At 57.5% G+C, this 22,023-nt stretch carries 25 protein-coding genes; 13 read left to right on the top strand and 12 right to left on the bottom strand.

The window, feature by feature from the left end:
- Window positions 1-28: 28 nt before the first annotated feature.
- The 6 genes from ftsB to ACQG0T_RS18180 are packed head-to-tail and all read left to right on the top strand — an operon-like array spanning window position 29 to window position 3,957.
- On the top strand, window positions 29-340 hold the full coding sequence (gene ftsB / locus ACQG0T_RS18205) for a cell division protein FtsB (RefSeq protein ID WP_003862095.1): 312 nt from the start codon (window positions 29-31) through the stop codon (window positions 338-340).
- Window positions 341-359: 19 nt separating this feature from the next.
- Entirely contained in the window at window positions 360-1,070 is a 711-nt protein-coding gene (gene ispD / locus ACQG0T_RS18200; RefSeq protein ID WP_017382818.1) for a 2-C-methyl-D-erythritol 4-phosphate cytidylyltransferase, read from the top strand.
- Entirely contained in the window at window positions 1,070-1,549 is a 480-nt protein-coding gene (gene ispF, locus ACQG0T_RS18195; RefSeq protein WP_015571711.1) for a 2-C-methyl-D-erythritol 2,4-cyclodiphosphate synthase, read from the top strand. The genes ispD and ispF overlap by 1 nt, the downstream gene beginning before the upstream one ends.
- Window positions 1,546-2,595: a tRNA pseudouridine(13) synthase TruD gene (gene truD, locus ACQG0T_RS18190; RefSeq protein WP_032102897.1), complete on the top strand. Its 1,050-nt coding sequence runs from the start codon at window positions 1,546-1,548 to the stop codon at window positions 2,593-2,595. The genes ispF and truD overlap by 4 nt, the downstream gene beginning before the upstream one ends.
- Window positions 2,576-3,337 carry a 5'/3'-nucleotidase SurE gene (surE, locus tag ACQG0T_RS18185; RefSeq protein WP_271040440.1) on the top strand — a complete coding sequence of 254 codons (762 nt, stop codon included), beginning with the start codon at window positions 2,576-2,578 and terminating at the stop codon, window positions 3,335-3,337. Before truD ends, surE begins: the two co-directional genes overlap by 20 nt.
- Window positions 3,331-3,957 (top strand): protein-L-isoaspartate(D-aspartate) O-methyltransferase, encoded by a 627-nt coding sequence (locus ACQG0T_RS18180; protein ID WP_015571709.1) that lies wholly within the window; start codon window positions 3,331-3,333, stop codon window positions 3,955-3,957. The genes surE and ACQG0T_RS18180 overlap by 7 nt, the downstream gene beginning before the upstream one ends.
- Before the next feature lie 94 nt (window positions 3,958-4,051).
- On the opposite strand, the gene ACQG0T_RS18175 is transcribed toward ACQG0T_RS18180, so the two are convergent.
- A complete protein-coding gene (locus ACQG0T_RS18175) occupies window positions 4,052-4,192 on the bottom strand; it encodes a peptidase (RefSeq protein WP_223230135.1) in 141 nt (46 codons plus the stop codon).
- Here ACQG0T_RS18175 and nlpD point away from each other — a divergent pair.
- Together nlpD and rpoS are read left to right on the top strand one after the other, a co-directional pair.
- Window positions 4,125-5,198 (top strand): murein hydrolase activator NlpD, encoded by a 1,074-nt coding sequence (nlpD, locus tag ACQG0T_RS18170; RefSeq protein WP_223259309.1) that lies wholly within the window; start codon window positions 4,125-4,127, stop codon window positions 5,196-5,198. The two genes, ACQG0T_RS18175 and nlpD, sit on opposite strands and share 68 nt — an antisense overlap.
- Window positions 5,199-5,257: 59 nt before the next feature.
- Entirely contained in the window at window positions 5,258-6,250 is a 993-nt protein-coding gene (rpoS, locus tag ACQG0T_RS18165; RefSeq protein WP_013098493.1) for an RNA polymerase sigma factor RpoS, read from the top strand.
- A gap of 50 nt (window positions 6,251-6,300) precedes the next feature.
- Here rpoS and ACQG0T_RS18160 read toward each other — a convergent pair whose 3' ends face one another.
- Window positions 6,301-6,678 (bottom strand): DUF4440 domain-containing protein, encoded by a 378-nt coding sequence (locus ACQG0T_RS18160; protein ID WP_252051547.1) that lies wholly within the window; start codon window positions 6,676-6,678, stop codon window positions 6,301-6,303.
- On the bottom strand, window positions 6,675-7,877 hold the full coding sequence (locus ACQG0T_RS18155; protein ID WP_032102895.1) for an MFS transporter: 1,203 nt from the start codon (window positions 7,875-7,877) through the stop codon (window positions 6,675-6,677). Before ACQG0T_RS18155 ends, ACQG0T_RS18160 begins: the two co-directional genes overlap by 4 nt.
- A 109-nt stretch (window positions 7,878-7,986) precedes the next feature.
- On the opposite strand from ACQG0T_RS18155, the gene ACQG0T_RS18150 reads away from it, so the two are divergent.
- Complete coding sequence (locus ACQG0T_RS18150; RefSeq protein WP_023304325.1) at window positions 7,987-8,874, top strand: LysR family transcriptional regulator; 888 nt, start codon at window positions 7,987-7,989, stop codon at window positions 8,872-8,874.
- Here the strand turns inward: ACQG0T_RS18150 and ACQG0T_RS18145 are convergent.
- Window positions 8,871-9,278 carry a MarR family winged helix-turn-helix transcriptional regulator gene (locus ACQG0T_RS18145; protein ID WP_015571704.1) on the bottom strand — a complete coding sequence of 136 codons (408 nt, stop codon included), beginning with the start codon at window positions 9,276-9,278 and terminating at the stop codon, window positions 8,871-8,873. The two genes, ACQG0T_RS18150 and ACQG0T_RS18145, sit on opposite strands and share 4 nt — an antisense overlap.
- 173 nt (window positions 9,279-9,451) lie before the next feature.
- Between ACQG0T_RS18145 and ACQG0T_RS18140 the strand changes: the two genes are divergently transcribed.
- The 3 genes from ACQG0T_RS18140 to ACQG0T_RS18130 are packed head-to-tail and all read left to right on the top strand — an operon-like array spanning window position 9,452 to window position 11,703.
- The gene (locus tag ACQG0T_RS18140) at window positions 9,452-10,054 is read left to right on the top strand and encodes a non-oxidative hydroxyarylic acid decarboxylases subunit B (protein ID WP_017692764.1); all 603 of its coding nucleotides are present in this window, start codon (window positions 9,452-9,454) and stop codon (window positions 10,052-10,054) included.
- Entirely contained in the window at window positions 10,044-11,471 is a 1,428-nt protein-coding gene (locus ACQG0T_RS18135; RefSeq protein WP_015571702.1) for a non-oxidative hydroxyarylic acid decarboxylases subunit C, read from the top strand. Before ACQG0T_RS18140 ends, ACQG0T_RS18135 begins: the two co-directional genes overlap by 11 nt.
- 10 nt (window positions 11,472-11,481) lie before the next feature.
- Entirely contained in the window at window positions 11,482-11,703 is a 222-nt protein-coding gene (locus ACQG0T_RS18130; protein WP_003862116.1) for a non-oxidative hydroxyarylic acid decarboxylases subunit D, read from the top strand.
- Between the two features lie 122 nt (window positions 11,704-11,825).
- Here ACQG0T_RS18130 and ACQG0T_RS18125 read toward each other — a convergent pair whose 3' ends face one another.
- From ACQG0T_RS18125 to ACQG0T_RS18115, 3 genes are all read right to left on the bottom strand, one after another.
- On the bottom strand, window positions 11,826-12,983 hold the full coding sequence (locus tag ACQG0T_RS18125) for a DDE-type integrase/transposase/recombinase (protein ID WP_023295456.1): 1,158 nt from the start codon (window positions 12,981-12,983) through the stop codon (window positions 11,826-11,828).
- A gap of 158 nt (window positions 12,984-13,141) precedes the next feature.
- Window positions 13,142-15,703, bottom strand: coding sequence for a DNA mismatch repair protein MutS (mutS, locus tag ACQG0T_RS18120; protein WP_017692766.1), 2,562 nt, complete (start codon window positions 15,701-15,703; stop codon window positions 13,142-13,144).
- Between the two features lie 113 nt (window positions 15,704-15,816).
- Window positions 15,817-16,047: a SymE family type I addiction module toxin gene (locus tag ACQG0T_RS18115; protein ID WP_017692767.1), complete on the bottom strand. Its 231-nt coding sequence runs from the start codon at window positions 16,045-16,047 to the stop codon at window positions 15,817-15,819.
- A gap of 175 nt (window positions 16,048-16,222) precedes the next feature.
- On the opposite strand from ACQG0T_RS18115, the gene ACQG0T_RS18110 reads away from it, so the two are divergent.
- Window positions 16,223-16,567, top strand: coding sequence for a nitrous oxide-stimulated promoter family protein (locus ACQG0T_RS18110; protein ID WP_022649174.1), 345 nt, complete (start codon window positions 16,223-16,225; stop codon window positions 16,565-16,567).
- Window positions 16,568-16,628: 61 nt separating this feature from the next.
- On the opposite strand, the gene flhA is transcribed toward ACQG0T_RS18110, so the two are convergent.
- From flhA to hypB, 5 genes are all read right to left on the bottom strand, one after another.
- On the bottom strand, window positions 16,629-18,701 hold the full coding sequence (gene flhA / locus ACQG0T_RS18105) for a formate hydrogenlyase transcriptional activator FlhA (protein ID WP_271040439.1): 2,073 nt from the start codon (window positions 18,699-18,701) through the stop codon (window positions 16,629-16,631).
- A gap of 62 nt (window positions 18,702-18,763) precedes the next feature.
- Complete coding sequence (gene hypE / locus ACQG0T_RS18100) at window positions 18,764-19,774, bottom strand: hydrogenase expression/formation protein HypE (RefSeq protein ID WP_045907394.1); 1,011 nt, start codon at window positions 19,772-19,774, stop codon at window positions 18,764-18,766.
- On the bottom strand, window positions 19,771-20,892 hold the full coding sequence (hypD, locus tag ACQG0T_RS18095) for a hydrogenase formation protein HypD (protein ID WP_017692769.1): 1,122 nt from the start codon (window positions 20,890-20,892) through the stop codon (window positions 19,771-19,773). Before hypD ends, hypE begins: the two co-directional genes overlap by 4 nt.
- Before the next feature lie 3 nt (window positions 20,893-20,895).
- Window positions 20,896-21,168: a HypC/HybG/HupF family hydrogenase formation chaperone gene (locus ACQG0T_RS18090; protein ID WP_015571696.1), complete on the bottom strand. Its 273-nt coding sequence runs from the start codon at window positions 21,166-21,168 to the stop codon at window positions 20,896-20,898.
- Window positions 21,159-22,022, bottom strand: coding sequence for a hydrogenase nickel incorporation protein HypB (gene hypB / locus ACQG0T_RS18085; protein WP_017382805.1), 864 nt, complete (start codon window positions 22,020-22,022; stop codon window positions 21,159-21,161). The genes ACQG0T_RS18090 and hypB overlap by 10 nt, the downstream gene beginning before the upstream one ends.
- Between the last annotated feature and the right edge of the window lies 1 nt (window position 22,023).

The following is a 22,023-nucleotide window of genomic DNA, read 5'->3' as shown; positions in this document are numbered from 1 at the left end:
TGATGATGCCGTTTTTTCAGGGGGCAGGATGGGTAAACTAACGCTGCTGTTGCTGGCTTTGCTGGTCTGGCTGCAATATTCGCTGTGGTTCGGCAAAAACGGACTGCACGACTACAGCCGGGTGAGCGATGACGTCGCGGCACAGCAGGCGACAAACGCCAAACTTAAAGCGCGTAACGATCAACTTTTTGCTGAAATTGATGACCTCAATGGCGGCCAGGAGGCGATTGAGGAGCGCGCACGCAATGAACTCAGTATGACTAAGCCGGGCGAAACGTTTTATCGCCTGGTTCCGGATGCGTCTAAACGCAATCAGGGCTCCGCACAAAACAATCGATAATCAGGCCCAGGATTACGACATGGCAGCAACTTTTTCGGACGTCTGTGCCGTGGTGCCGGCCGCAGGTTTTGGCCGGCGCATGCAGACAGAGTGTCCCAAGCAGTACCTCTCAATTGGTGATAAAACGATCCTCGAGCACGCCGTGGCAGCGCTGCTGGCGCATGCCCGGGTGAAACGCGTGGTTATTGCCATCAGCCCCGGCGATGCGCGTTTTGCGCAACTCCCGCTGGCACATCATCCTCAGATTACCGTTGTTGACGGCGGCGCCGAGCGGGCCGACTCTGTTCTGGCGGGCATTCAGGCTGCCGGGAACGCGCAGTGGGTGCTGGTGCACGATGCCGCGCGTCCCTGTCTGCATCACGACGATCTGTCACGTCTGCTGGCCCTGAGTGAAACCAGTAACGTGGGCGGCATTCTGGCCGCCCCTGTGCGTGACACCATGAAGCGTGCCGAACCGGGTAAACCGGCGATTGCCCACACCGTCGAGCGCGTGGATTTATGGCACGCGCTGACGCCACAATTTTTTCCCCGCCAATTACTCCACGACTGCTTAACGCGTGCGCTCAAAGAAGGTGCGACCATTACGGACGAAGCCTCGGCGCTGGAGTATTGCGGTTTCCACCCAACGCTTGTTGAAGGGCGCGCTGATAATATTAAAGTGACGCGCCCGGAAGACTTACAGCTCGCGGAATTTTATCTTACCCGTACGACCCCTCAGGAGAAGGCATAATGCGTATTGGACACGGTTTTGATGTACACGCCTTTGGCGGCGTTGGCCCAATTATCATTGGCGGCGTGCGTATTCCATACGAAAAAGGTTTGCTGGCGCATTCTGATGGCGACGTGGCGCTGCATGCGCTGACCGACGCGCTGCTGGGTGCCGCCGCGTTGGGCGACATTGGCAAACTGTTCCCGGACACCGATCCTGCTTTTAAAGGCGCAGACAGCCGCGAACTGCTGCGCGAAGCCTGGCGTCGTATTCAGGCCAAAGGCTACACCCTCGGCAACGTTGATGTGACGATCATTGCTCAGGCACCGAAGATGCTGCCGCACATCCCTCAGATGCGCGTGTTTATCGCTGAAGATCTGGGCTGCCATATGGACGACGTCAACGTCAAAGCGACCACCACGGAGAAGCTGGGCTTTACCGGTCGTGGCGAAGGCATTGCCTGTGAAGCCGTGGCGCTGCTGGTGAAGGCGGTCAAATGACGGATTTCGACAACCTGACGTATCTGCACGGTAAACCGCAGGGCAAGGGTCTGCTGAAAGCCAACCCTGAAGATTTCGTGGTAGTGGAAGATCTGGGTTTTGAGCCGGATGGCGAAGGCGAGCACATCCTGGTGCGCATTCTGAAAAACGGCTGCAACACCCGCTTCGTGGCGGACGCGCTGGCAAAATTCCTCAAAATTCACGCCCGCGATGTGAGCTTTGCCGGTCAAAAGGATAAGCATGCCGTGACCGAACAGTGGCTTTGCGCCCGCGTGCCCGGCAATGCCATGCCCGATTTAAGCAAATTTGAGCTTGAGGGCTGTAAGGTACTGGAGTATGCCCGCCACAAACGCAAATTGCGTCCGGGAGCGTTGAAAGGCAACGATTTCACGCTGGTGCTGCGTGAAGTGACCGACCGCGATGACGTTGAAAAACGCCTGAAGGCCATTACCGAACGCGGCGTGCCAAACTATTTTGGCGCACAGCGCTTTGGCATTGGTGGCAGCAACCTGCTGGGCGCGCTGCGCTGGGCGCAAAGCAGCGCGCCGGTGCGCGACAGGAATAAACGCAGTTTTTGGTTGTCGGCAGCCCGCAGTGCGTTGTTTAATCAGATTGTGAGCGAACGGCTGAAAAAACCGGACGCGAATCAAGTTGTTGTCGGCGATGCGCTACAATTAGCGGGACGCGGAAGCTGGTTTGTGGCAACGGCCGATGAGATGGCCGATGCCCAGTCGCGCGTGGACGCTAAATCGCTGATGATTACCGCCGCCTTGCCGGGCTCAGGCGACTGGGGAACTCAGGGCGAGGCGCTGGCCGCTGAGCAGTCAGCGGTGGCGGATGCGCCAGAATTACAATCATTGCTGGTGCGGGAAAAAGTCGAGGCGGCGCGCCGTGCGATGCTCCTCTACCCGCAACAGCTGAGCTGGAACTGGTGGGATGACGTAACCGTCGAGTTACGCTTCTGGCTGCCGGCAGGTAGCTTTGCCACCAGTGTTGTCAGGGAACTTATCAACACGTCGGGTGATTATGCGAATATTGCTGAGTAACGATGACGGGATCCATGCGCCAGGTATTCAGACGCTGGCGAAACACCTCCGCGAATTTGCGGATGTGCAGGTCGTGGCTCCCGATCGTAACCGCAGTGGCGCGTCTAACTCATTGACGCTGGAGTCTTCACTTCGAACCTTTACCTTTGAGAATGGCGATATTGCCGTCCAGATGGGGACGCCGACCGACTGCGTGTTTCTGGGCGTAAATGCGCTGATGCGCCCGCGGCCGGATGTTGTGGTCTCCGGCATCAATGCCGGGCCGAATCTTGGCGATGATGTGATTTACTCCGGCACCGTGGCCGCGGCGATGGAGGGGCGTCACCTGGGGTTCCCGGCGCTGGCGGTCTCGTTAAACGGCCACACCCACTATGACACTGCCGCCGCGGTAACCTGCTCTATTCTCCGTGCGCTTGGCCGCGAGCCGCTGCGTACCGGATGTATCCTCAATATTAACGTGCCGGATCTCCCGCTGGACGAGATCAAAGGGATCCGCGTGACGCGCTGCGGCAGTCGCCATCCGGCCGATCAGGTTATTCCCCAGCAGGATCCGCGCGGCAATACCCTGTACTGGATCGGCCCGCCGGGAGATAAATGCGATGCCGGGCCAGACACCGACTTCGCTGCGGTGGATGAGGGTTACGTTTCCGTTACGCCGTTGCACGTAGATTTAACCGCTTATAGCGCGCATGATGTGGTGTCGGACTGGTTAGATCGGGTCGGAGTGAACGCGCAATGGTAAGTAAACGTGTACAAACTCTTCTGGAACAATTACGCGCACAGGGGATCGCCAACGAGCAGGTGCTGGATGCGCTTGCCCAGGTTCCCCGTGAGAAGTTTGTAGATGAGGCGTTTGAACACAAAGCGTGGGAAAACGTGGCGCTGCCCATCGGGCAAGGCCAGACGATTTCGCAGCCTTACATGGTGGCGCGTATGACGGAGCTTCTGGAGTTAACGCCAGACTCCCGGGTGCTGGAAATTGGCACCGGTTCAGGGTATCAGACCGCGATCCTGGCCCACCTTGTGCACCATGTCTGTTCCGTGGAACGGATTAAAGGCTTGCAGTGGCAGGCGCGCCGTCGCCTGAAACAGCTTGATTTACATAATGTATCGACACGCCACGGCGATGGATGGCAGGGTTGGCAGGCTCGCGCCCCGTTTGACGCCATAATAGTCACGGCCGCGCCACCTGAAATTCCCGCTGCACTTCTCTCGCAGCTGGACGAGGGCGGCATTCTAGTTTTGCCCGTCGGCGATGAGCAGCAGCTTTTAAAGCGCGTTCGTCGACGCGGCGGCGAGTTTATTATCGATACCGTGGAAGCCGTGCGCTTTGTGCCCCTGGTTAAGGGCGAGCTGGCCTGAGACTCGGATTTTTCCAGGGTTATTGAGGCAAATTCAGCGTATGGTGTGGCGCGATAGGTTCGTGCCATCACGGTTATTTTTAAGTCACTGGTAGTTAACACATTCCTGGGGGATAAATGAGCGCGGGAAGCCCAAAATTCACCATCAGCCGTGTTGCGGCATTATCACTGGTTTCGCTCTGGCTGGCAGGCTGTACAAGTTCTGACAATGCACCTGCGCCCGTCAGTTCCGTCAATGGAACCAGCGGCTCGGGTAATACGTCCAGCGGAATGTTGATTACCCCTCCGCCTAAAATGGGCACGTCCACGGCGCAGCAAACTCCGCAGATCCAGCCGGTTCAGCGTCCAGTTACGCAGCCTTCGCAGATTCAGCCAGTGGATCAGCCTGTTCAGACCGAAAATGGCCGCATAGTGTATAACCGCAAGTATGGGAACATTCCGAAAGGTAGCTATACCGGCGGCAGCACCTATACCGTGAAGCGCGGCGATACGCTGTTCTATATTGCCTGGATCACCGGGAACGATTTCCGCGATCTGGCACAGCGAAACAACGTCCAGGCCCCGTACGCTCTGGAAGTCGGGCAAACGCTTCAGGTTGGCAACGCGACGGGGACACCGCTTACGCCAGGCAACACCGTTTCAGCGGCCGACGTAACTGCGCAAAATAACAGCGTCACCCCTGCACAAAAAACCACCACGGTGGTTGCTTCACAACCTGTAATTACGTATTCTGAGGATTCAGGTGATCAGAGTGCTAACAAAATGTTGCCGAATAATAAAGGTACTGCGACTGTTGTCACAGCACCGACTACGGCACCTGTGGTTAGCTCTACTGTACCGACTGCAAGCAGTCAGAATGCCAGCTCGTCAATCACCACCTGGCGCTGGCCAACTGACGGCAAGATTATCGAGAACTTCGCTACCTCTGAGGGGGGCAACAAAGGGATCGATATCGCAGGCAGTAAAGGACAGGCAATCATCGCGACCGCAGACGGGCGCGTTGTCTATGCCGGTAACGCACTGCGCGGTTACGGTAATCTTATTATCATCAAACATAATGATGATTACCTGAGTGCCTACGCCCATAACGACACTATGCTGGTCCGGGAACAACAAGAAGTTAAGGCGGGGCAAAAAATCGCTACCATGGGTAGCACCGGAACCAGTTCTACACGCTTGCATTTTGAAATTCGTTACAAGGGGAAATCCGTAAACCCGCTGCAATATTTACCGCAGCGATAAATTGACGGGGCATGCCAGCCAGGGTGTCTCGTCCAGGGATCACGGGTAGGAGCCACCTTATGAGTCAGAATACGCTGAAAGTTCATGATTTAAATGAAGACGCGGAATTTGATGAGAACGGAGCAGAGGCTTTTGACGAAAAAGCCTTAGTAGAAGAGGAACCCAGTGATAACGATTTGGCTGAAGAAGAGCTGTTATCGCAGGGTGCCACACAGCGTGTGCTGGACGCGACTCAGCTTTACCTTGGGGAGATTGGTTACTCCCCACTGCTAACGGCCGAAGAAGAAGTCTATTTCGCACGTCGTGCTTTGCGTGGTGATGTTGCCTCGCGTCGTCGCATGATCGAAAGTAACCTGCGACTGGTCGTGAAAATTGCCCGCCGTTACGGCAATCGTGGTCTGGCTCTGCTGGATCTGATTGAAGAGGGCAACTTAGGTCTCATCCGCGCAGTTGAGAAGTTTGACCCGGAACGCGGGTTCCGTTTCTCAACCTACGCGACCTGGTGGATTCGTCAGACCATCGAACGGGCTATTATGAACCAGACCCGTACGATTCGACTGCCGATCCACATCGTCAAAGAGTTGAATGTTTATCTGCGTACCGCGCGCGAGTTGTCCCATAAACTGGACCACGAGCCAAGTGCGGAAGAGATTGCAGAGCAACTCGACAAACCGGTTGATGACGTAAGCCGTATGCTGCGTCTCAACGAGCGCATTACCTCGGTTGACACCCCGCTGGGTGGCGACTCCGAAAAAGCGCTGCTGGACATCCTGGCCGATGAAAAAGACAACGGCCCGGAAGACACCACGCAGGACGATGACATGAAACAGAGCATCGTCAAATGGCTGTTCGAACTGAACGCCAAACAGCGTGAAGTGCTGGCACGTCGTTTCGGTTTACTGGGGTATGAAGCTGCGACACTGGAAGACGTCGGCCGTGAGATTGGTCTGACCCGTGAACGTGTTCGTCAGATTCAGGTTGAAGGCCTACGCCGCCTGCGTGAAATCCTGCAAGGGCAAGGTCTGAATATCGAAGCGCTGTTCCGCGAGTAAGCAACCATTCGTCAGAAAAGGCCCGTCGTGAGACGGGCCTTTTTTATGCCTTACGGCTGCGCCGTTTCGTGCAGCAAACGCCAGGTGATGTTATCCCCTTCCTGATTAAGCACCGCGGTTGACCAGCGCACATTGACGAGCTGGCCTGGCCGGGTTTGCGTCTCCCGGTAATGGAGCACCGCGCCGTTGTCCCATGCCTGAAGCGTTGTTAACGCATCAATGTCGATCCTGAGCCCGGGGCGGGTTCCCCGCTGCGCATATAAAAATTGGGCAAGCGCGTGATGATCTAAAGGGTTGCCACTCGGGGGAACCATCAGAAAATCCGGACGGAAACGGGCGAGCAGGGCGTCCCGATCGCCTTCGCCTGCCCCTAACCAGTTTTCAAGGGCGACGTGAATGTTGAGGATCTCTTGTTCGAAATGGGTCATGGTTGCTCCTGTTGCAGTTGCGCAAGTAACTGCGTGTTGTTAAGACGGTAGACGTACAGTACGGGCAGCAGGGTGATGACTGCGGCAAAAACAAACATCCCGTGCCAGGCGGCCAGCGGCGCGAGATAATCCTGCATGAAGCTCAGCGCCTGCGCCAGCAGCAGAGCGCCCGCAAAAAAGCTCAACTGACGATTCAGATTCCATAGCGCGCTGGCATCGGGCATATCTTCCGGTCGCATCGTCAAAAACGCGCTGCTCTGAGCCGTACTGCTGCAAAGGCTTCCCCCCGCGCCCATCAGCGCAAACGCAACGGCAGGTAGCAGCATTGCCGGGCCGACGTTAACTAAAAGCAGAATGCCCGTCGCCTGCAAAAGGCAACCGATGACCACCAGCGGCCGGGGGCCGATACGGTTGAAATAGCGTCCTGTCGCGGTGATAGCCAAAAACGAAGCCACAGACCACGGCAGCATAAGCATGCCCGTTGCGGCGGGTGTCATATTGGCCTCGCTCTGGAGGTAATACATGCCCGTTACGTTCACGCCGATAAAAATGCCGGGTACGCACACATAGATAAGCATGGATAAGCGCAACAGCGGATCCGTCAGCAAAGACAGGTTTACTGTCCTGGTGGTGTTTATCGGCGACGGTTCTGTTTTAAGCCACGCGCAGGCCAAAGCAAAGGTGACAATGGCGACGGGCAGGGTGGCAAAAAATATCCAGCGCCAGCTGAATGTCTGAACCAGCATACCGCCCACAGCCGGTGAGCACGCGGGGGCAAGCAGTGCGACCAGCATCACCGCCGAGGAGAGTCTGGCCCGCTCATGAGGCTTAAATTGTTGCCAGGTCAGCGCCTGACCAACCGGGATCAGTAAACCCCCTCCGGCGCCCTGTACGACTCGCCAGGCAATCAGACTTTCCAGCGAAGATGAGAGACCCGCCGCAACGGAGGCCGCGCTAAAGAGAAGCAGTGAGAGCAGGATAACGCGCTTCGGCCCGACGCGGCGCGTCAGGATACTGCTGAAAGGGATGACTAGCGTCAGCCCGGCAATGTATCCGTTACTTACCCAGGCAAGCGCGGAAGGTGTGGTATTGAAAGCACGAGCCATCGCCGGAAAGGCGATACTGGCAATAAACATGTTTATCAAATCAAGGAAAAAGCCGAGCAGAAAGACGACGGCGATTTTGCTGCGATACGTCATGGAAGTTCCTCCGGTGAGGTGGCGTATCGTATCGGCCCGCGCGTTACGGATAAACGCGACAAAGCACGATATACTGTCAACATTATTTTGACAGTTAACCAGGCAAGCGATGCTTAATTTACAGCGTACGGCGATGTTTATCGCCGTAGCGGACACCGGCAGTTTCACCGCCGCGGCGGAGGCGATGGGGCTGACAAAAGCGGTGGTCAGCTTTCATATTCGTCAGCTTGAAGAGGAGCTGGGCGTCACCCTGTTGCTGCGAACCACCCGACGCCTGACGCTGACCGAAGCGGGGAAGCTCTTTCATCAACGAAGCGTGATGCTGTTACGGGATGCAGAGCGATTGCAGGATGATGTTCGCGCCAACCACGCCGGGCTGACGGGAGAACTGCGGATCACCACCACGCCCGAATATGGCTCGCAGGTGGTGGTGCCTTTGCTGGCTGAATTTAGCCAGCTGCACCCGGACCTCCGCGTGCGGCATGTCTCGTCCTCTTTGCATGCCGATCTTATCGCCGAGCGCTTCGATGTCGCTATCCGGCTCGGCACGCTTGCAGATTCGCGCTACCACGCCGCGTTGATGACCTCCTTCACCATCCTGCCCGTGGCAACGCCAGGCTGGCTGGCAAACCATCCGGTTAACTCGCTGGAGCAGCTGGCGGAAGCGGACTGGATCATTCACGAGCGTTTAACCTCGCCGCTGCGCTGGCAGATGAGAGGCGTTGATGGGCAGCCGGTTTCCTTTGAGATCAAGAAAGCGCCGCGCCTGTATGCAGACAGCGCCCAGGCGCTGATGGCTTTTGCCCTCGCGGGATGTGGAGTGGCGCTGCTGCCGGAGTGGCTGGTGCGAAACGCACTGGATGCAGGGGAACTGGTCTCGCTGTTACCGGCGTACACGTTCGCTCAGCAGGGCATCTATGCCGTTTATCCTGATGCCCGGCATGTGCCCGCGAAAGTGCGAACATTTATTGATTTTATGCGCGTCAGGGTTACTTAATCCTGCATCATCTTTTTAATGAGCGCTGAAAATTGCTCTCGTTCCGCGCCGTTAAGGCGCCCTAAAAACGCCTCATCCACCTCATTTCCAATCGGTTTACTGCTCTCAAGCAGGGCCTCACCTTCGGCCGTCAGAAAGACAAACCGACGGCGCTTGTCCGCCGGATCGTGCTCGCGCCTGACCAGGCCGCGTGCTTCCATGCGGCTCAGCATTTCTGCCAGCGTCGCTTTGGTGCTCACCGCGACTTCAGTCAGGGCAACCTGCTCAATGCCAGGATTTTCAGCAATTGACCGCATCACCGCATACTGTGGCTTTGTCAGTTCGGGCAATGCGTGCTGCCACTGGGCGGTATGCTGTTGAAAAAGCTGACGTAGCAGGTGGAAAGCTTCTTGTCTTAACTCCATGGACACTCCGACGGAAAAATACTCCCTCTATGATAGCCGCTCTCGGGCTGAATTTTAACGCGAGAGTTTTTTAGCGATTAGTGTGATCGTATGCGAACGATCTTGTCAGCAGCAGGATCAAGGCGTAGTTTAATTAATATGTTCGTATACGAACAAACTTATTGAGGTGCTGAATGAGATTGATTGTGGGAATGACGGGCGCAACGGGTGCGCCATTAGGCGTGGCGTTGTTGCAGGCGCTGCGGGAAATGCCGGAGGTGGAAACGCATCTGGTGATGTCGAAGTGGGCAAAAACCACGATTGAGCTGGAAACGCCCTTCACTGCGCATGACGTTGCTGCCCTGGCGGATGTCGTCCATAGCCCGGCCGATCAGGCTGCCACCATCTCCTCCGGCTCGTTTCGCACCGACGGCATGATCGTCATCCCGTGCAGCATGAAAACGCTTGCGGGTATCCGCGCGGGCTACGCCGAAGGGCTGGTAGGGCGTGCGGCAGACGTGGTGCTGAAAGAGGGACGCAAGCTGGTGCTGGTTCCCCGTGAGACGCCGCTCAGCACCATCCATCTCGAGAACATGCTTGCCCTTTCCCGCATGGGCGTGGCGATGGTGCCGCCTATGCCTGCGTACTACAACCACCCGCAAACCGCCGATGACATTACCCATCATATCGTGACCCGCGTTCTCGACCAGTTCGGTCTGGAGCATAAAAAAGCCCGACGCTGGGAAGGTTTGCAGGCAGCGAAACATTTTTCACAGGAGAATAAAGATGGCATTTGATGATTTGAGAAGCTTCTTGCAGGCGCTCGATGAGCAAGGGCAGCTGCTGAAAATTGAGGAAGAGGTAAACGCTGAGCCGGATTTAGCGGCGGCCGCCAACGCTACCGGGCGCATTGGCGATGGCGCGCCTGCGCTGTGGTTCGATAATATTCGCGGTTTCACCGATGCCCGTGTGGTGATGAACACTATCGGCTCGTGGCAAAACCACGCTATTTCGATGGGGCTGCCGGCGAATACCCCGGTGAAAAAACAGATCGACGAGTTTATTCGTCGCTGGGACAAATTTCCCGTCGCGCCAGAGCGTCGTGCAAACCCGGCCTGGGCGCAGAACACGGTGGACGGGGAAGACATTAACCTGTTCGACATTCTGCCGCTGTTCCGCCTGAACGACGGTGACGGGGGCTTTTATCTCGATAAAGCATGCGTTGTCTCCCGCGATCCGCTCGACCCCGATCACTTCGGCAAGCAGAACGTCGGGATCTATCGTATGGAAGTGAAGGGCAAGCGTAAGCTCGGCCTGCAACCGGTGCCGATGCACGATATTGCGTTGCATCTGCATAAGGCAGAAGAGCGCGGCGAAGACCTGCCAATTGCCATTACGCTGGGTAACGATCCGATCATTACCCTGATGGGCGCCACGCCGCTGAAATACGATCAATCCGAGTATGAGATGGCCGGTGCGCTACGTGAAAGCCCGTATCCGATTGCGACGGCTCCGCTGACCGGTTTCGATGTGCCGTGGGGGTCGGAAGTGATCCTGGAAGGGGTGATTGAAGGCCGGAAACGTGAAATTGAAGGGCCCTTCGGTGAGTTTACCGGTCACTACTCCGGCGGGCGCAACATGACGGTTGTGCGTATCGACAAAGTTTCTTACCGCACTAAACCGATTTTCGAATCTCTCTACCTGGGCATGCCGTGGACCGAGATTGATTATCTGATGGGGCCCGCCACCTGCGTACCGCTCTATCAGCAGCTGAAGGCTGAATTCCCGGAAGTGCAGGCGGTAAACGCCATGTACACCCACGGTCTGCTGGCGATTATCTCCACTAAAAAGCGTTACGGCGGTTTTGCCCGTGCGGTCGGGCTCCGCGCCATGACCACGCCACACGGTCTGGGTTACGTGAAGATGGTGATTATGGTGGATGAAGATGTCGATCCGTTTAACCTGCCGCAGGTGATGTGGGCGCTGTCATCGAAGGTCAATCCGGCAGGCGATCTGGTGCAGCTACCGAATATGTCTGTGCTCGAGCTTGACCCTGGCTCCAGCCCGGCGGGGATCACTGACAAGCTGATCATTGATGCCACCACCCCTGTTGCCCCGGACAACCGTGGTCACTACAGCCAGCCGGTACAGGATCTCCCTGAAACCAAAGCCTGGGCCGAAAAACTGACCGCGATGCTGGCGGCACGTCAATAAGGAGGAAAAAATGATTTGTCCACGTTGTGCCGATGAACATATTGAAGTGATGGCAACATCACCGGTGAAAGGTGTCTGGACGGTATACCAGTGTCAGCACTGTCTGTATACCTGGCGCGATACCGAACCGCTGCGCCGTACCAGCCGCGAGCATTACCCGGAAGCGTTCCGCATGACGCAGAAGGATATCGATGAGGCGCCGCAGGTGCCGACGATCCCGCCGCTGCTGTAAAAAAAGCCCGGTGGCGGCTGCGCTTACCGGGCGATAATATTGTGCGGTCCTTTGCCCGGTGGCGCTGCTGTATGACCGGATACATAGGTGACAGATCAGACCGGGAACATAGGTAACACTTTTCAGTCTATCCGAAGCACACTCTGGGTTTTTCGGTCGTAGTACGCAAGCGTTATTCCGTTAAAGATGATGGCCTCCAGGCCATCATCCTGTTCTTCCAGCATGATGTACTCATCAGTCAGCGCTTCACTCAGGAACACCGTCCCCTTTTTACCCATATAGAGTGTCCCCCTTGATTTCACCCTGTAGACCGTACCGCCTTCCGGATAAGCATATTCAGGAACCCTGCCATCCCAGTGCCGGCCTGAGGGCTGCCAGACCGTTCCGGGCGTTGCACCCGCCAGGGCTTCATGCGGCCTTTCGTAGTTAAACTCTTCCCGGTAGTCACTGAACCACCGCTGTTGTTCTTCCATCGTCATAAAGGTGTTGCCCTGTTTTACTGCACTTTTCAGCGAACGATGCATTCGCTCATGACGGCCGTTTTCTTCCGGATGCCCCTTTCTGATTCGTTCCGGTCTGATGCCCAGCTTTATCAGCCAGACGGCAAGGCGACTTAACCCGGCGATACCTGTTCCTGCGAAAGGCTGACCATTATCCGTTCTCAGGACTTCCGGCAGACCGTACTCCAGGAACGCATCCGTCAGGCACTGCCTGACGAAGGGCTCGCTCTCCCGGTCCGTTCCCCGGCAGCTTAGAAGATACCGGCTGTGATTGTCGGTCAGGGTGAAGGGATGACAGTATTTCCGGCTCAGCAGCCTGAACTTGCCTTTAAAATCAGCGCTCCAGACCTGATTGTTCTCACTGATGATGGTCAGGGGCTGGCGATTGCCCGGGGTTCTGCGTTTTCGCTTTTTATCGGGAACCAGGCCTTCACGCTTGAGGATATCGCCGATAGTGCTGGCAGCAGGGACGGTAAAATCGACGTGATGATTGAGCAGCCACATCCGCAGTTTTTTGGGGCCCCAGTCAGGGTGTTTCTGCCTCAGGGCCGTAAGCTGCCCGGCGATATCATCAGGAACGGTCCGGGAGTGGGAGTGCGGAGCACGCGACCGGTCAGAGAGAGATGACAGGTCAGAGGGGTCAAAACGCTGAAGCCATTTGTAACCGGTTTTTCGGCTGATGCCGAAAAGACGGCAGAGGGCTGAAAAAGAATCCGTACCTGCATGGCAGGCACGGATAAAATCAAGGCGTTGCATAGGTCGGGTCTCAGTCCAGGGCATAGCGAGTCTCCTCTTCTATGCCAGTTATAACTGTTACCCATGTATCCGGTCTAAAGTGTTACCCATGTTTCCGGTTCATACCCTACGCTTACCGGGCCTACGGGTTTTGTAGGCCGGGTAAGGCGAAGCCGCCACCCGGCAAAAAAGACCGCAGAGAACTAAACCAGACTCTTCAACCGATAAATCCACTCCAGCGCCTGTCGCGGCGTCAGGGAATCCGGGTCGAGATTTTCCAGCGCTTCCACGGCCGGAGAGGTCTCTTCCGGGACCGCCAGCAGTGACATCTGCGTACCATCTATCTGCGTCGCCGCCGCATTCGGTGACAAACTTTCCAGTTCACGCAGTTTCTGACGCGCGCGCTTGATCACCTCTTTTGGCACGCCCGCCAGCGCCGCGACGGCCAGGCCATAACTCTTGCTTGCCGCGCCGTCCTGCACCGTGTGCATAAAGGCGATGGTGTCGCCGTGCTCAAGCGCATCAAGGTGGACGTTAGCCACGCCTTCCATTTTCTCTGGCAGCTGTGTCAGTTCGAAATAGTGCGTTGCGAACAGCGTCAGCGCCTTGATTTTATTTGCCAGACTTTCCGCGCACGCCCAGGCCAGGGACAGGCCGTCATAGGTGGAGGTACCGCGTCCTACTTCGTCCATCAACACCAGACTGTTCTCTGTCGCGTTATGCAGAATGTTGGCGGTTTCGGTCATCTCGACCATAAAGGTAGAGCGACCGCTCGCCAGATCGTCCGCCGCACCCACACGGGTGAAGATACGGTCGATAGGGCCAATCTCAACTTTCTGCGCCGGAACGTAGCTGCCGATGTAGGCGAGCAGCGCGATAAGGGCTGTCTGGCGCATATAGGTGCTTTTACCGCCCATGTTGGGGCCGGTAATGATCAGCATTCTTCGCTGCGGTGACAGGTTCAACGGGTTGGCAATAAACGGTTCGTTCAGCACCTGCTCAACCACCGGGTGGCGGCCTTCGGTAATGCGAATGCCGGGTTTGTCAGTAAAGGTCGGACAGGTGTAATTCAGCGTATCGGCGCGCTCGGCCAGGTTTACCAGGACATCCAGCTCGGCCAGCGCAGCGGCGCTCAGTTGCAGGTCAGCCAGGTGCGGCATCAGGATGTCGAACAGCTCGTCATACAGCTGTTTCTCCAGCGCCAGCGCTTTACCTTTCGACGTGAGCACTTTGTCTTCGTACTCTTTCAGCTCGGGAATAATGTAGCGCTCGGCATTTTTCAGCGTCTGGCGGCGAACGTAGTGAATCGGTGCCAGGTGGCTCTGCCCACGGCTGATCTGGATATAGTAACCGTGTACCGCGTTGTAGCCGACTTTCAGGGTGTCGAGCCCCAGACGTTCACGCTCGCGGATTTCCAGCTTATCCAGATAATCCGTCGCGCCATCGGCCAGCGCACGCCATTCGTCCAGCTCTTCGTTATAACCTGGAGCAATAACCCCGCCATCCCGCACCAGAACAGGCGGCGCATCAATGATGGCGCGTTCCAGCAGTTCGCGAAGCTCGGTAAATTCGCCCATGGTTTCGCGCAGCTTCTGCACTGGCGCGCTGTCGATCTCTCCCAGCTGGGCGCGCAGTTCCGGCAACTGCTGGAACGCGTGGCGCATACGGGCGAGATCGCGTGGACGCGCGGTGCGCAGTGCCAGGCGCGCCAGGATACGCTCAAGATCACCCACCTGACGCAGCACCGGCTGCAAGTCGGTGTAACGATCCTGCAATGCGGCAATGGTTTGCTGGCGACCGATCAGCGTGTCGGTATTGCGGATCGGCATATGCAGCCAGCGTTTGAGCATACGGCTGCCCATGGGGGTAACCGTGCTGTCGAGAACCGACGCCAGCGTATTTTCCATGCCGCCAGCGAGGTTCTGAGTGATCTCCAGGTTGCGGCGCGTGGCGGCATCCATGATGATGCTGTCCTGCTGACGCTCCATGGTAATGGAACGGATATGGGGCAGGGCGGTACGCTGCGTATCCTTAACGTACTGCAACAGGCAGCCTGCGGCACACAGTCCGCGCGGGGCGTTTTCTACGCCAAAGCCAATCAAATCTCGCGTGCCAAATTGCAGGTTCAGCTGCTGGCGCGCGGTATCAATTTCGAACTCCCACAGTGGACGACGACGCAGGCCGCGGCGACCTTCAATCAGCGCCGTCTCGGCGAAATCCTCTGCATAAAGCAGTTCTGCCGGATTGGTGCGCTGTAGTTCAGCCGCCATGGTTTCACGGTCAGCCGGTTCACTCAGGCGAAAACGACCGGAGCTGATATCCAGCGTGGCGTAGCCAAACCCTTTACCGTCCTGCCAGATCGCCGCCAGCAGGTTATCCTGGCGCTCCTGAAGCAGGGCCTCATCACTGATGGTTCCCGGCGTCACGATGCGTACGACTTTGCGCTCAACGGGGCCTTTCGACGTCGCCGGGTCGCCAATTTGTTCGCAGATAGCGACAGACTCACCCTGGTTCACCAGCTTCGCCAGATAGTTTTCAACCGCGTGATGCGGGATACCTGCCATCGGGATGGGCTCGCCTGCCGACGCGCCACGTTTCGTCAGGGAAATGTCGAGCAGCTGAGACGCACGTTTCGCATCGTCATAAAAAAGCTCGTAAAAATCGCCCATACGGTAAAACAGCAAAATTTCCGGATGCTGTGCCTTCAGCTTCAGGTACTGCTGCATCATTGGCGTATGCGCGTCGAAATTGTCGATTGTGCTCATGGAGTTATGATATCCATTTCTTTGAAAATATTACGCTTTGAGCGGCTCAATGGCCGATTGTTCCTTCTATTGTCGCATGAAAAAAAGGTGCGGCGCAGAAAAAAGTCACGACTTTACGAGGCATCTTCCACCATTAATTCAATGATGATTTTCCCGTGCTCGACGCCCACCCGAACCTGCGAGTTGGTGGTAAATCCCGCTTGCTCAAGCCAGTCGCCTTTCAGGCTCAGCGCTGCGTGTACGCTGTAGCGTTTTGGAATTTTCGTTTTACGGTCTTCATGACGTTTTCTGAAGTAACCCACTTTCAAGTGACGATAGGGTTTGGCGATCGCGATCTCTTGCATAAGCTCTCCGGTGAATGCGGTCAAAGGTGGTTATTTATGCCTGTATAAAATACCAGTAAAACGCAGCGGGGGGCGGGGTAATTCTGGAAGGGCGCTTCAGAAAATGGAATGCAATGACTGAAAATGTGCGGATAAAAGGGTATTATAAATGCACTTTATTGTTGAGGACGACGTTATGTCCGGTAAACGTATTTCACGAGAAAAAAAGACGATCGCCAGAATGATCGCCCTGTACGAAAACAGGTGTCCGCACGCCATAAAAGAAGAGGGGCACTATTCGGCGCTCAAGGCTTATGCCGATAAGCGGCTGGATAAATGCGTGTTTGGTGAGGAAAAACCTGCCTGCAAACAGTGCCCTGTGCACTGTTATCAACCCGCCCGACGGGAAGAGATGAAGCAGGTGATGCGCTGGGCAGGGCCACGTATGTTATGGCGCCATCCGATTCTGACCATCCGTCATCTGATCGACGATCGCCGTCCGGTTCCGGAATTACCCGAAAAGTATCGGCCCAAAAAATAACCGGCTCCGCGCCGCAGTGGGCGACAAATTACGCGCAGGGCGACGTCGCCGGAATGACGGGTTAATTCAGGCTCTCTTTATCGATTCCCAGACGCTTCATGCGCGAGAGCAGGGTGGTACGCTTCAGCCCCAGCCGTTGCGCCGCACCTTTCGGTCCGGCTACCACGCCGTTGGTCTCCTTCAGCACTCGCATAATGAGCTGATATTCATCTTCTCCCTCTTTCGCAAGCTCGGTTGCGGTCACGGTCGTTTCAGAGAGAGTAACCTCTGGCAGGGAGAGCTGGAGCACGTTCCCGCGCGTCAGCAGGACCGCGCGCTCAATGACGTTTTCCAGCTCGCGCACGTTCCCCGGCCACTCCATCGCCGAGAGGGTGCGTAGCGTTTCGGCAGGAATACTGTCGATATTTCGCCCCATCCGGCGGGCAATCTTCGCGGTAAAGGCTTTCACCAGCAGCGGAATATCTTCCGGGCGCTCGCGAAGCGGCGGCAGGCAGATCGGGAAGACGTTCAGGCGATAGTAAAGATCGCTGCGAAACTCGCGGTCGGCGACCATTTTTTTCAGATCGCGGTTGGTGGCGGCAATCAGACGCACGTCGGTCTGGATCAGCTTGTTGCTGCCGAGGCGCTCGAACTCCTGCTCCTGCAAAACGCGCAGCAGCTTGGGCTGAAGCTCCAGCGGCATATCGCCCACTTCGTCGAGGAACAACGAGCTTTTATCCGCCAGTTCAAAACGGCCCAGCCGCTGGCTGCTGGCGCCGGTAAAGGCGCCGCGCTCGTGGCCGAACAGGTCGCTTTCCAGTAAGCCCGCAGGCATCGCCGCGCAGTTCATCTTCACCATCCGGCGGCTATTGCGGTTGCTCAGATTGTGGATCGCCCGGGCAATCAGCTCTTTCCCGGTACCGGTTTCACCGAGGATCAGCACCGTGCTGTCGCTCTGCGCCACCATTTCCACCTGCTTAAGGACGCTGTACATGGCATCGCTGCGCCCGATGATTTCGCCAAACTCGCTGTCCACGTTGTTGAGCTGCTCGGTCAGCGCCAGGTTTTCGTCCACCAGCCTCTCCTTCAGGCGGTGGATCTCCTGATAGGCGAGGGCGTTATCCAGCGCAATGGAGATACGCTCGGCGATCTGGCGCAGCAGCTTCAGGTTGGCGGTGGTAAATACGGCCTCATCGCACTGCGCCAGTTTAAGCACGCCGAGCATGGTGTTGCCGGACATCAGCGGCAGCAGGCACAGGGTCTGGATCTTGTTGCCCCAGGTGTTGAACAACATCCGCTCGTAGGGGGCTACCGGATCCTGTTCATTGAGATTGAGCAGCAGGATCTCTTTGCTTTTAAATACCCGCTCGGACAGCGTTCCCGCTTCATCCACTTCGCTCTGCTCGTGCGCCGGGTTGGCTTCATCAAGGTAGTGGGTGGAGTAGATGTTCAGCTTGCCTTTCCGGTTGCCGCGTAGCGCAATGCTGATGGCATCGATTTTAAAATAGTGATGGATCTCTTTTGACACTTCGCTGACCAACTCATCCATGTCCAGGCGGGAGAGCACGGCGTTGGTGATGGCAACCAGAATGCGGAAGTTATCGCGCTCGCGGCTCAGCAGGTCGTAGTCCACGTTATTGGTGACGCGGCTTTGGATCTGCTCCGCGACAACGGCCACAATCTGGGTAAAGGTGTGCAGGCGTTCGTACTCCGCCTCGCTCCAGGGCTGGTCGGTATCGCGGATAAACTCGCAGCCGCCAAAAATTTGCCCTTCCACCGCCAGCGGCAGCATGCTGTAGTGGCCGAACGGGTAGTAAAGATTGCTCTCTGCCAGCTTCGGCCAGGCCTGGCGAAACTGGTCAAAATTGCAGTGCAGCGCTTCCGGGCGGGAGAGGATACGCCGCACCGGACCGTGGGCCAGAAACGTTTCATCTTCATATTCGAAGATTTTGCCGTTATCACGCGTTGAGAAATAGCTCGCGCGGTGGGTTGCGCTATGCCAGAGCACAATGGCGGCGCTGTCCGCCAGCGCTGATTGCCTGACCAGCCGCGTCAGGGCATCGCTCAGCGCGCCGAGATCGGGCTGTTGTAAAAGTGTGCGCGTGATGTCAAACAGGCCCTGCTGTCCAAGATCGCTCATCGGTGTATACGGCATTGTTGCTTTCCAATAGAAACTGGCAAAAAGAGAAATTCAGCGCTGACCGCTTTTGGCGCGGTCTAGCAAATTCGGGGTAACGGTTCAGCGTGCGGCAGATCCAGCGTGCGCTTCACGCCGTAAAGCCCGGTCAGGCGCACCCCTTTGCGCTCAACCACGTCGCCGATGATGGCCGCGTCTTTCCCTAAAGGATGCGTGCGCAGCTGTGCAAGTACGGCTTCCGCCGCCGCGCGTTCCACGCCGATCACCAGCTTGCCCTCATTGGCAAAGTTAAGCGGGTCTAGACCTAGTAGCTCGCACAGCCCGCGCACGGCGGGCTTAACGGGCAGGCCGCGCTCGGTCAGCTCAATCCCGCAGCCGCAGCTTGCCGCGAACTCGTGCACCACGGCATTCACGCCGCCCCGCGTGGCGTCGCGCAGGGCTTTTACGCCCGGCATGTCGCGCAGCGTCTGGATCAGCGGCGTGAGTACCGCGCAGTCACTGCGCAGCTCGCCATCCAGCCCCAGGCCTTCGCGCAGGTTCAGGATGGTTGCCCCGTGGCAGCCCAGCGTGCCGCTGACAATCAGCACGTCGCCTGCGCAAAGCTGCTGCGCGCCCCAGTGAATGTCGGCAGGGATCGCGCCCATCCCGGCTGTGTTGATGAAGAGCTTATCCGCCGCGCCGCGCTGCACCACCTTGGTATCCCCGGTGACGATGGCGATCCCCGCCTCGCGGGCGGTGTGCGCCATGCTGTTGACCACCGCCGTGAGCGTCTCCATTGGTAACCCTTCTTCGAGGATAAACCCGCAGGAGAGGTAGCGGGGGATCGCGCCGCTGACGGCGACGTCGTTTGCCGTGCCGCAGACGGCGAGCTTGCCGATATCGCCTCCCGGGAAGAACAGCGGGTCAATCACGTAGCTGTCGGTAGAGAACGCCAGCCTGTCACCGTGGGCGGTCAGGGCCGCGAGGTCAATACGCGCCTGATCTTCCTGCTCGGCGAGCCAGGGGTTATTAAAGGCTTCCATAAACAGCCGGTTAATCAGCTGCTGCATCGCCTGTCCACCGCTTCCGTGCGCCATTTCCACCGTGTTCATGCTTCACACTCCTGGTTGCGATAGTGATACCACGCGGCGCATGCCCCTTCGGAAGAGACCATCAGCGCGCCAAACGCGGTTTGCGGGTTACAGGCGTTGCCAAATAACGGGCAGTGATGAGGTTTGCATTTGCCGGTGAGTACGTCGCCACAGCGGGCGCGGGGATCGTCGCACACCTGCTGCGGCTGCGGGCGGAAATGCGCTTCGGCGTCGAAGGCGCGATACGCGGGCGTCAGGTGTACGCCGGATTCGGCAATCAGCCCCAGTCCGCGCCACTCGCTGTCGCCTTCGACGCTAAACACGTCGGCTATGGCCTGCTGTGCCCGTCTGTTACCTGCATCGGGCACCACGCGACGATACTGATTTTCCACCGCACTCAGGGCCGCTATTTTCTGCTCAACCAGCATGGTCACGCCTTGCAGTAGATCAAGTGGCTCGAAACCAGCCACCACTAACGGACGATTGTACTGTTCAGCGATAAAACCGTAGGCTTCTGTGCCGATCACCATGCTGACGTGGCCCGGCGCCAGAAACGCGTCGATACCGTTATCCGGCGCTTCAAGCAGGCTGCGCAGCGTGGGAATAAGCGTGATGTGCTGGCAGAAAAAGTAAAAGTTAGTGACGTTGCGGGCTTTCGCCTGCTGGAGGGTAATGGCGGTGGCGGGCATGGTGGTTTCAAAACCCAGCCCGAAAAAGACGACCTTACGCTCAGGATTAGCCATCGCCAGCGTCAGGGCATCCATCGGTGAGTAGACGATCCGCACGTCCGCGCCGCGCGCCTTCGCCTGGAGCAGCGAGCCATTTTTTCCCGGAACACGCATGGCGTCGCCAAAGGTGCAAAAAATCACACCGGGGCGGCTGGCGATGTCGATACAGCTGTCGATGCGCCCCATCGGCAGCACGCACACCGGGCAGCCGGGGCCGTGGATAAACTCGATGTTCTCCGGCAGCAGCTGGTCGAGGCCAAATTTAAAGATGGCGTGGGTGTGTCCGCCGCACACCTCCATGATCCGCAGCGGTTTTTCTTTCGTGTAGTCCAGCAGCGAGGCGCGGGTTTTCAGGCGATCGATAAGCTGCAACACCTGCTCCGGCGCGCGATATTCATCAACGTAACGCATGTGTTATCGCTCCTCGCCATACAGCAGGGCGCCCACGTCCGGCTCGACGTCAAACATATTCTGTAGCGCATCCAGCGTGTCGCGGGCTTCTTCCTCATTAATCACGCTCATGGCAAAACCCACGTGAACCAGCACCCACTGGCCGAGACGCGTTGCGCCGGTCTCATCGTGGCTGCCTACCAGCGTCAGGTCGACATCGCGCAGGATGCCGCAGACCTCCACTTTGGCCTGATTGCCGTCGAGGGAATGAATTTGTCCGGGGACGCCTATGCACATCGTTCGTTCTCCAGCCAGTTCAGCCAGGCGTCCATCCCGTCGCCGCGCGTGGCGGAAAGCAGCAGGATCTCAATGTCCGGGTTCACTTCCCGGGCGTAAGCCAGGCACTTATCCACGTCGAAATTCAGGTACGGCAGCAGGTCGACCTTGTTCAGCAGCATGAGGGAGGCGGCGGCAAACATATGCGGATATTTCAGCGGCTTGTCTTCTCCTTCGGTCACGGAGAGCACCGCCACTTTATGCCGCTCGCCGAGGTCGAAGCTTGCCGGGCAGACCAGGTTGCCGACGTTTTCAATAAACAGGATACCGTTATCCGCCAGCGGCAGGCGCGGGGCGGCGTCGGCAATCATCTGCGCGTCCAGGTGGCACCCTTTCCCGGTGTTGACCTGAATCGCAGGCGTACCGGTTTCGCGGATGCGCGCGGCGTCGTTTACCGTTTGCTGGTCGCCTTCGATTACGGCGCAGGAGACGTGTTCGTTCAGACGTTTAAGGGTTTCGGTCAGCAGCGTGGTTTTACCGGAGCCGGGGCTGGAGACCAGGTTCAGCACCAGCTGTTCGCGCGCGGCAAAGCGGGCGCGATTGCGGGCGGCGAGCTGGTTATTCTTGTCCAGCACGTTGATCTCCACCTCCAGCATCTGGCGCTGGCTGATGCCCGGCGCGTGCGTACCCGCTTCGCCGTGGCCGTAATGGAGGTCGCCCGCGTCGGAACGCTGCGGGGCAAAGGTGATGCCGGTCAGGGCCGCCGCGGGACGCGGGGCAGGAGAAAAGGGCGCGGAGCGAAACGCGGAGTGGGGACGGTGTTCATCCCCTTCTATATACAGGTTGCCTTCAGCGCAACCGCAGGTACTACACATA

Origin of the sequence: Enterobacter cloacae complex sp. 302F9 (assembly GCF_050030335.1) — a bacterium.
In the GTDB taxonomy this organism is placed as follows: domain Bacteria; phylum Pseudomonadota; class Gammaproteobacteria; order Enterobacterales; family Enterobacteriaceae; genus Enterobacter; species Enterobacter hormaechei_C.
Note: the sequence above shows the minus strand (reverse complement) of the source record. Positions and strands in the feature narration are given on the sequence as shown.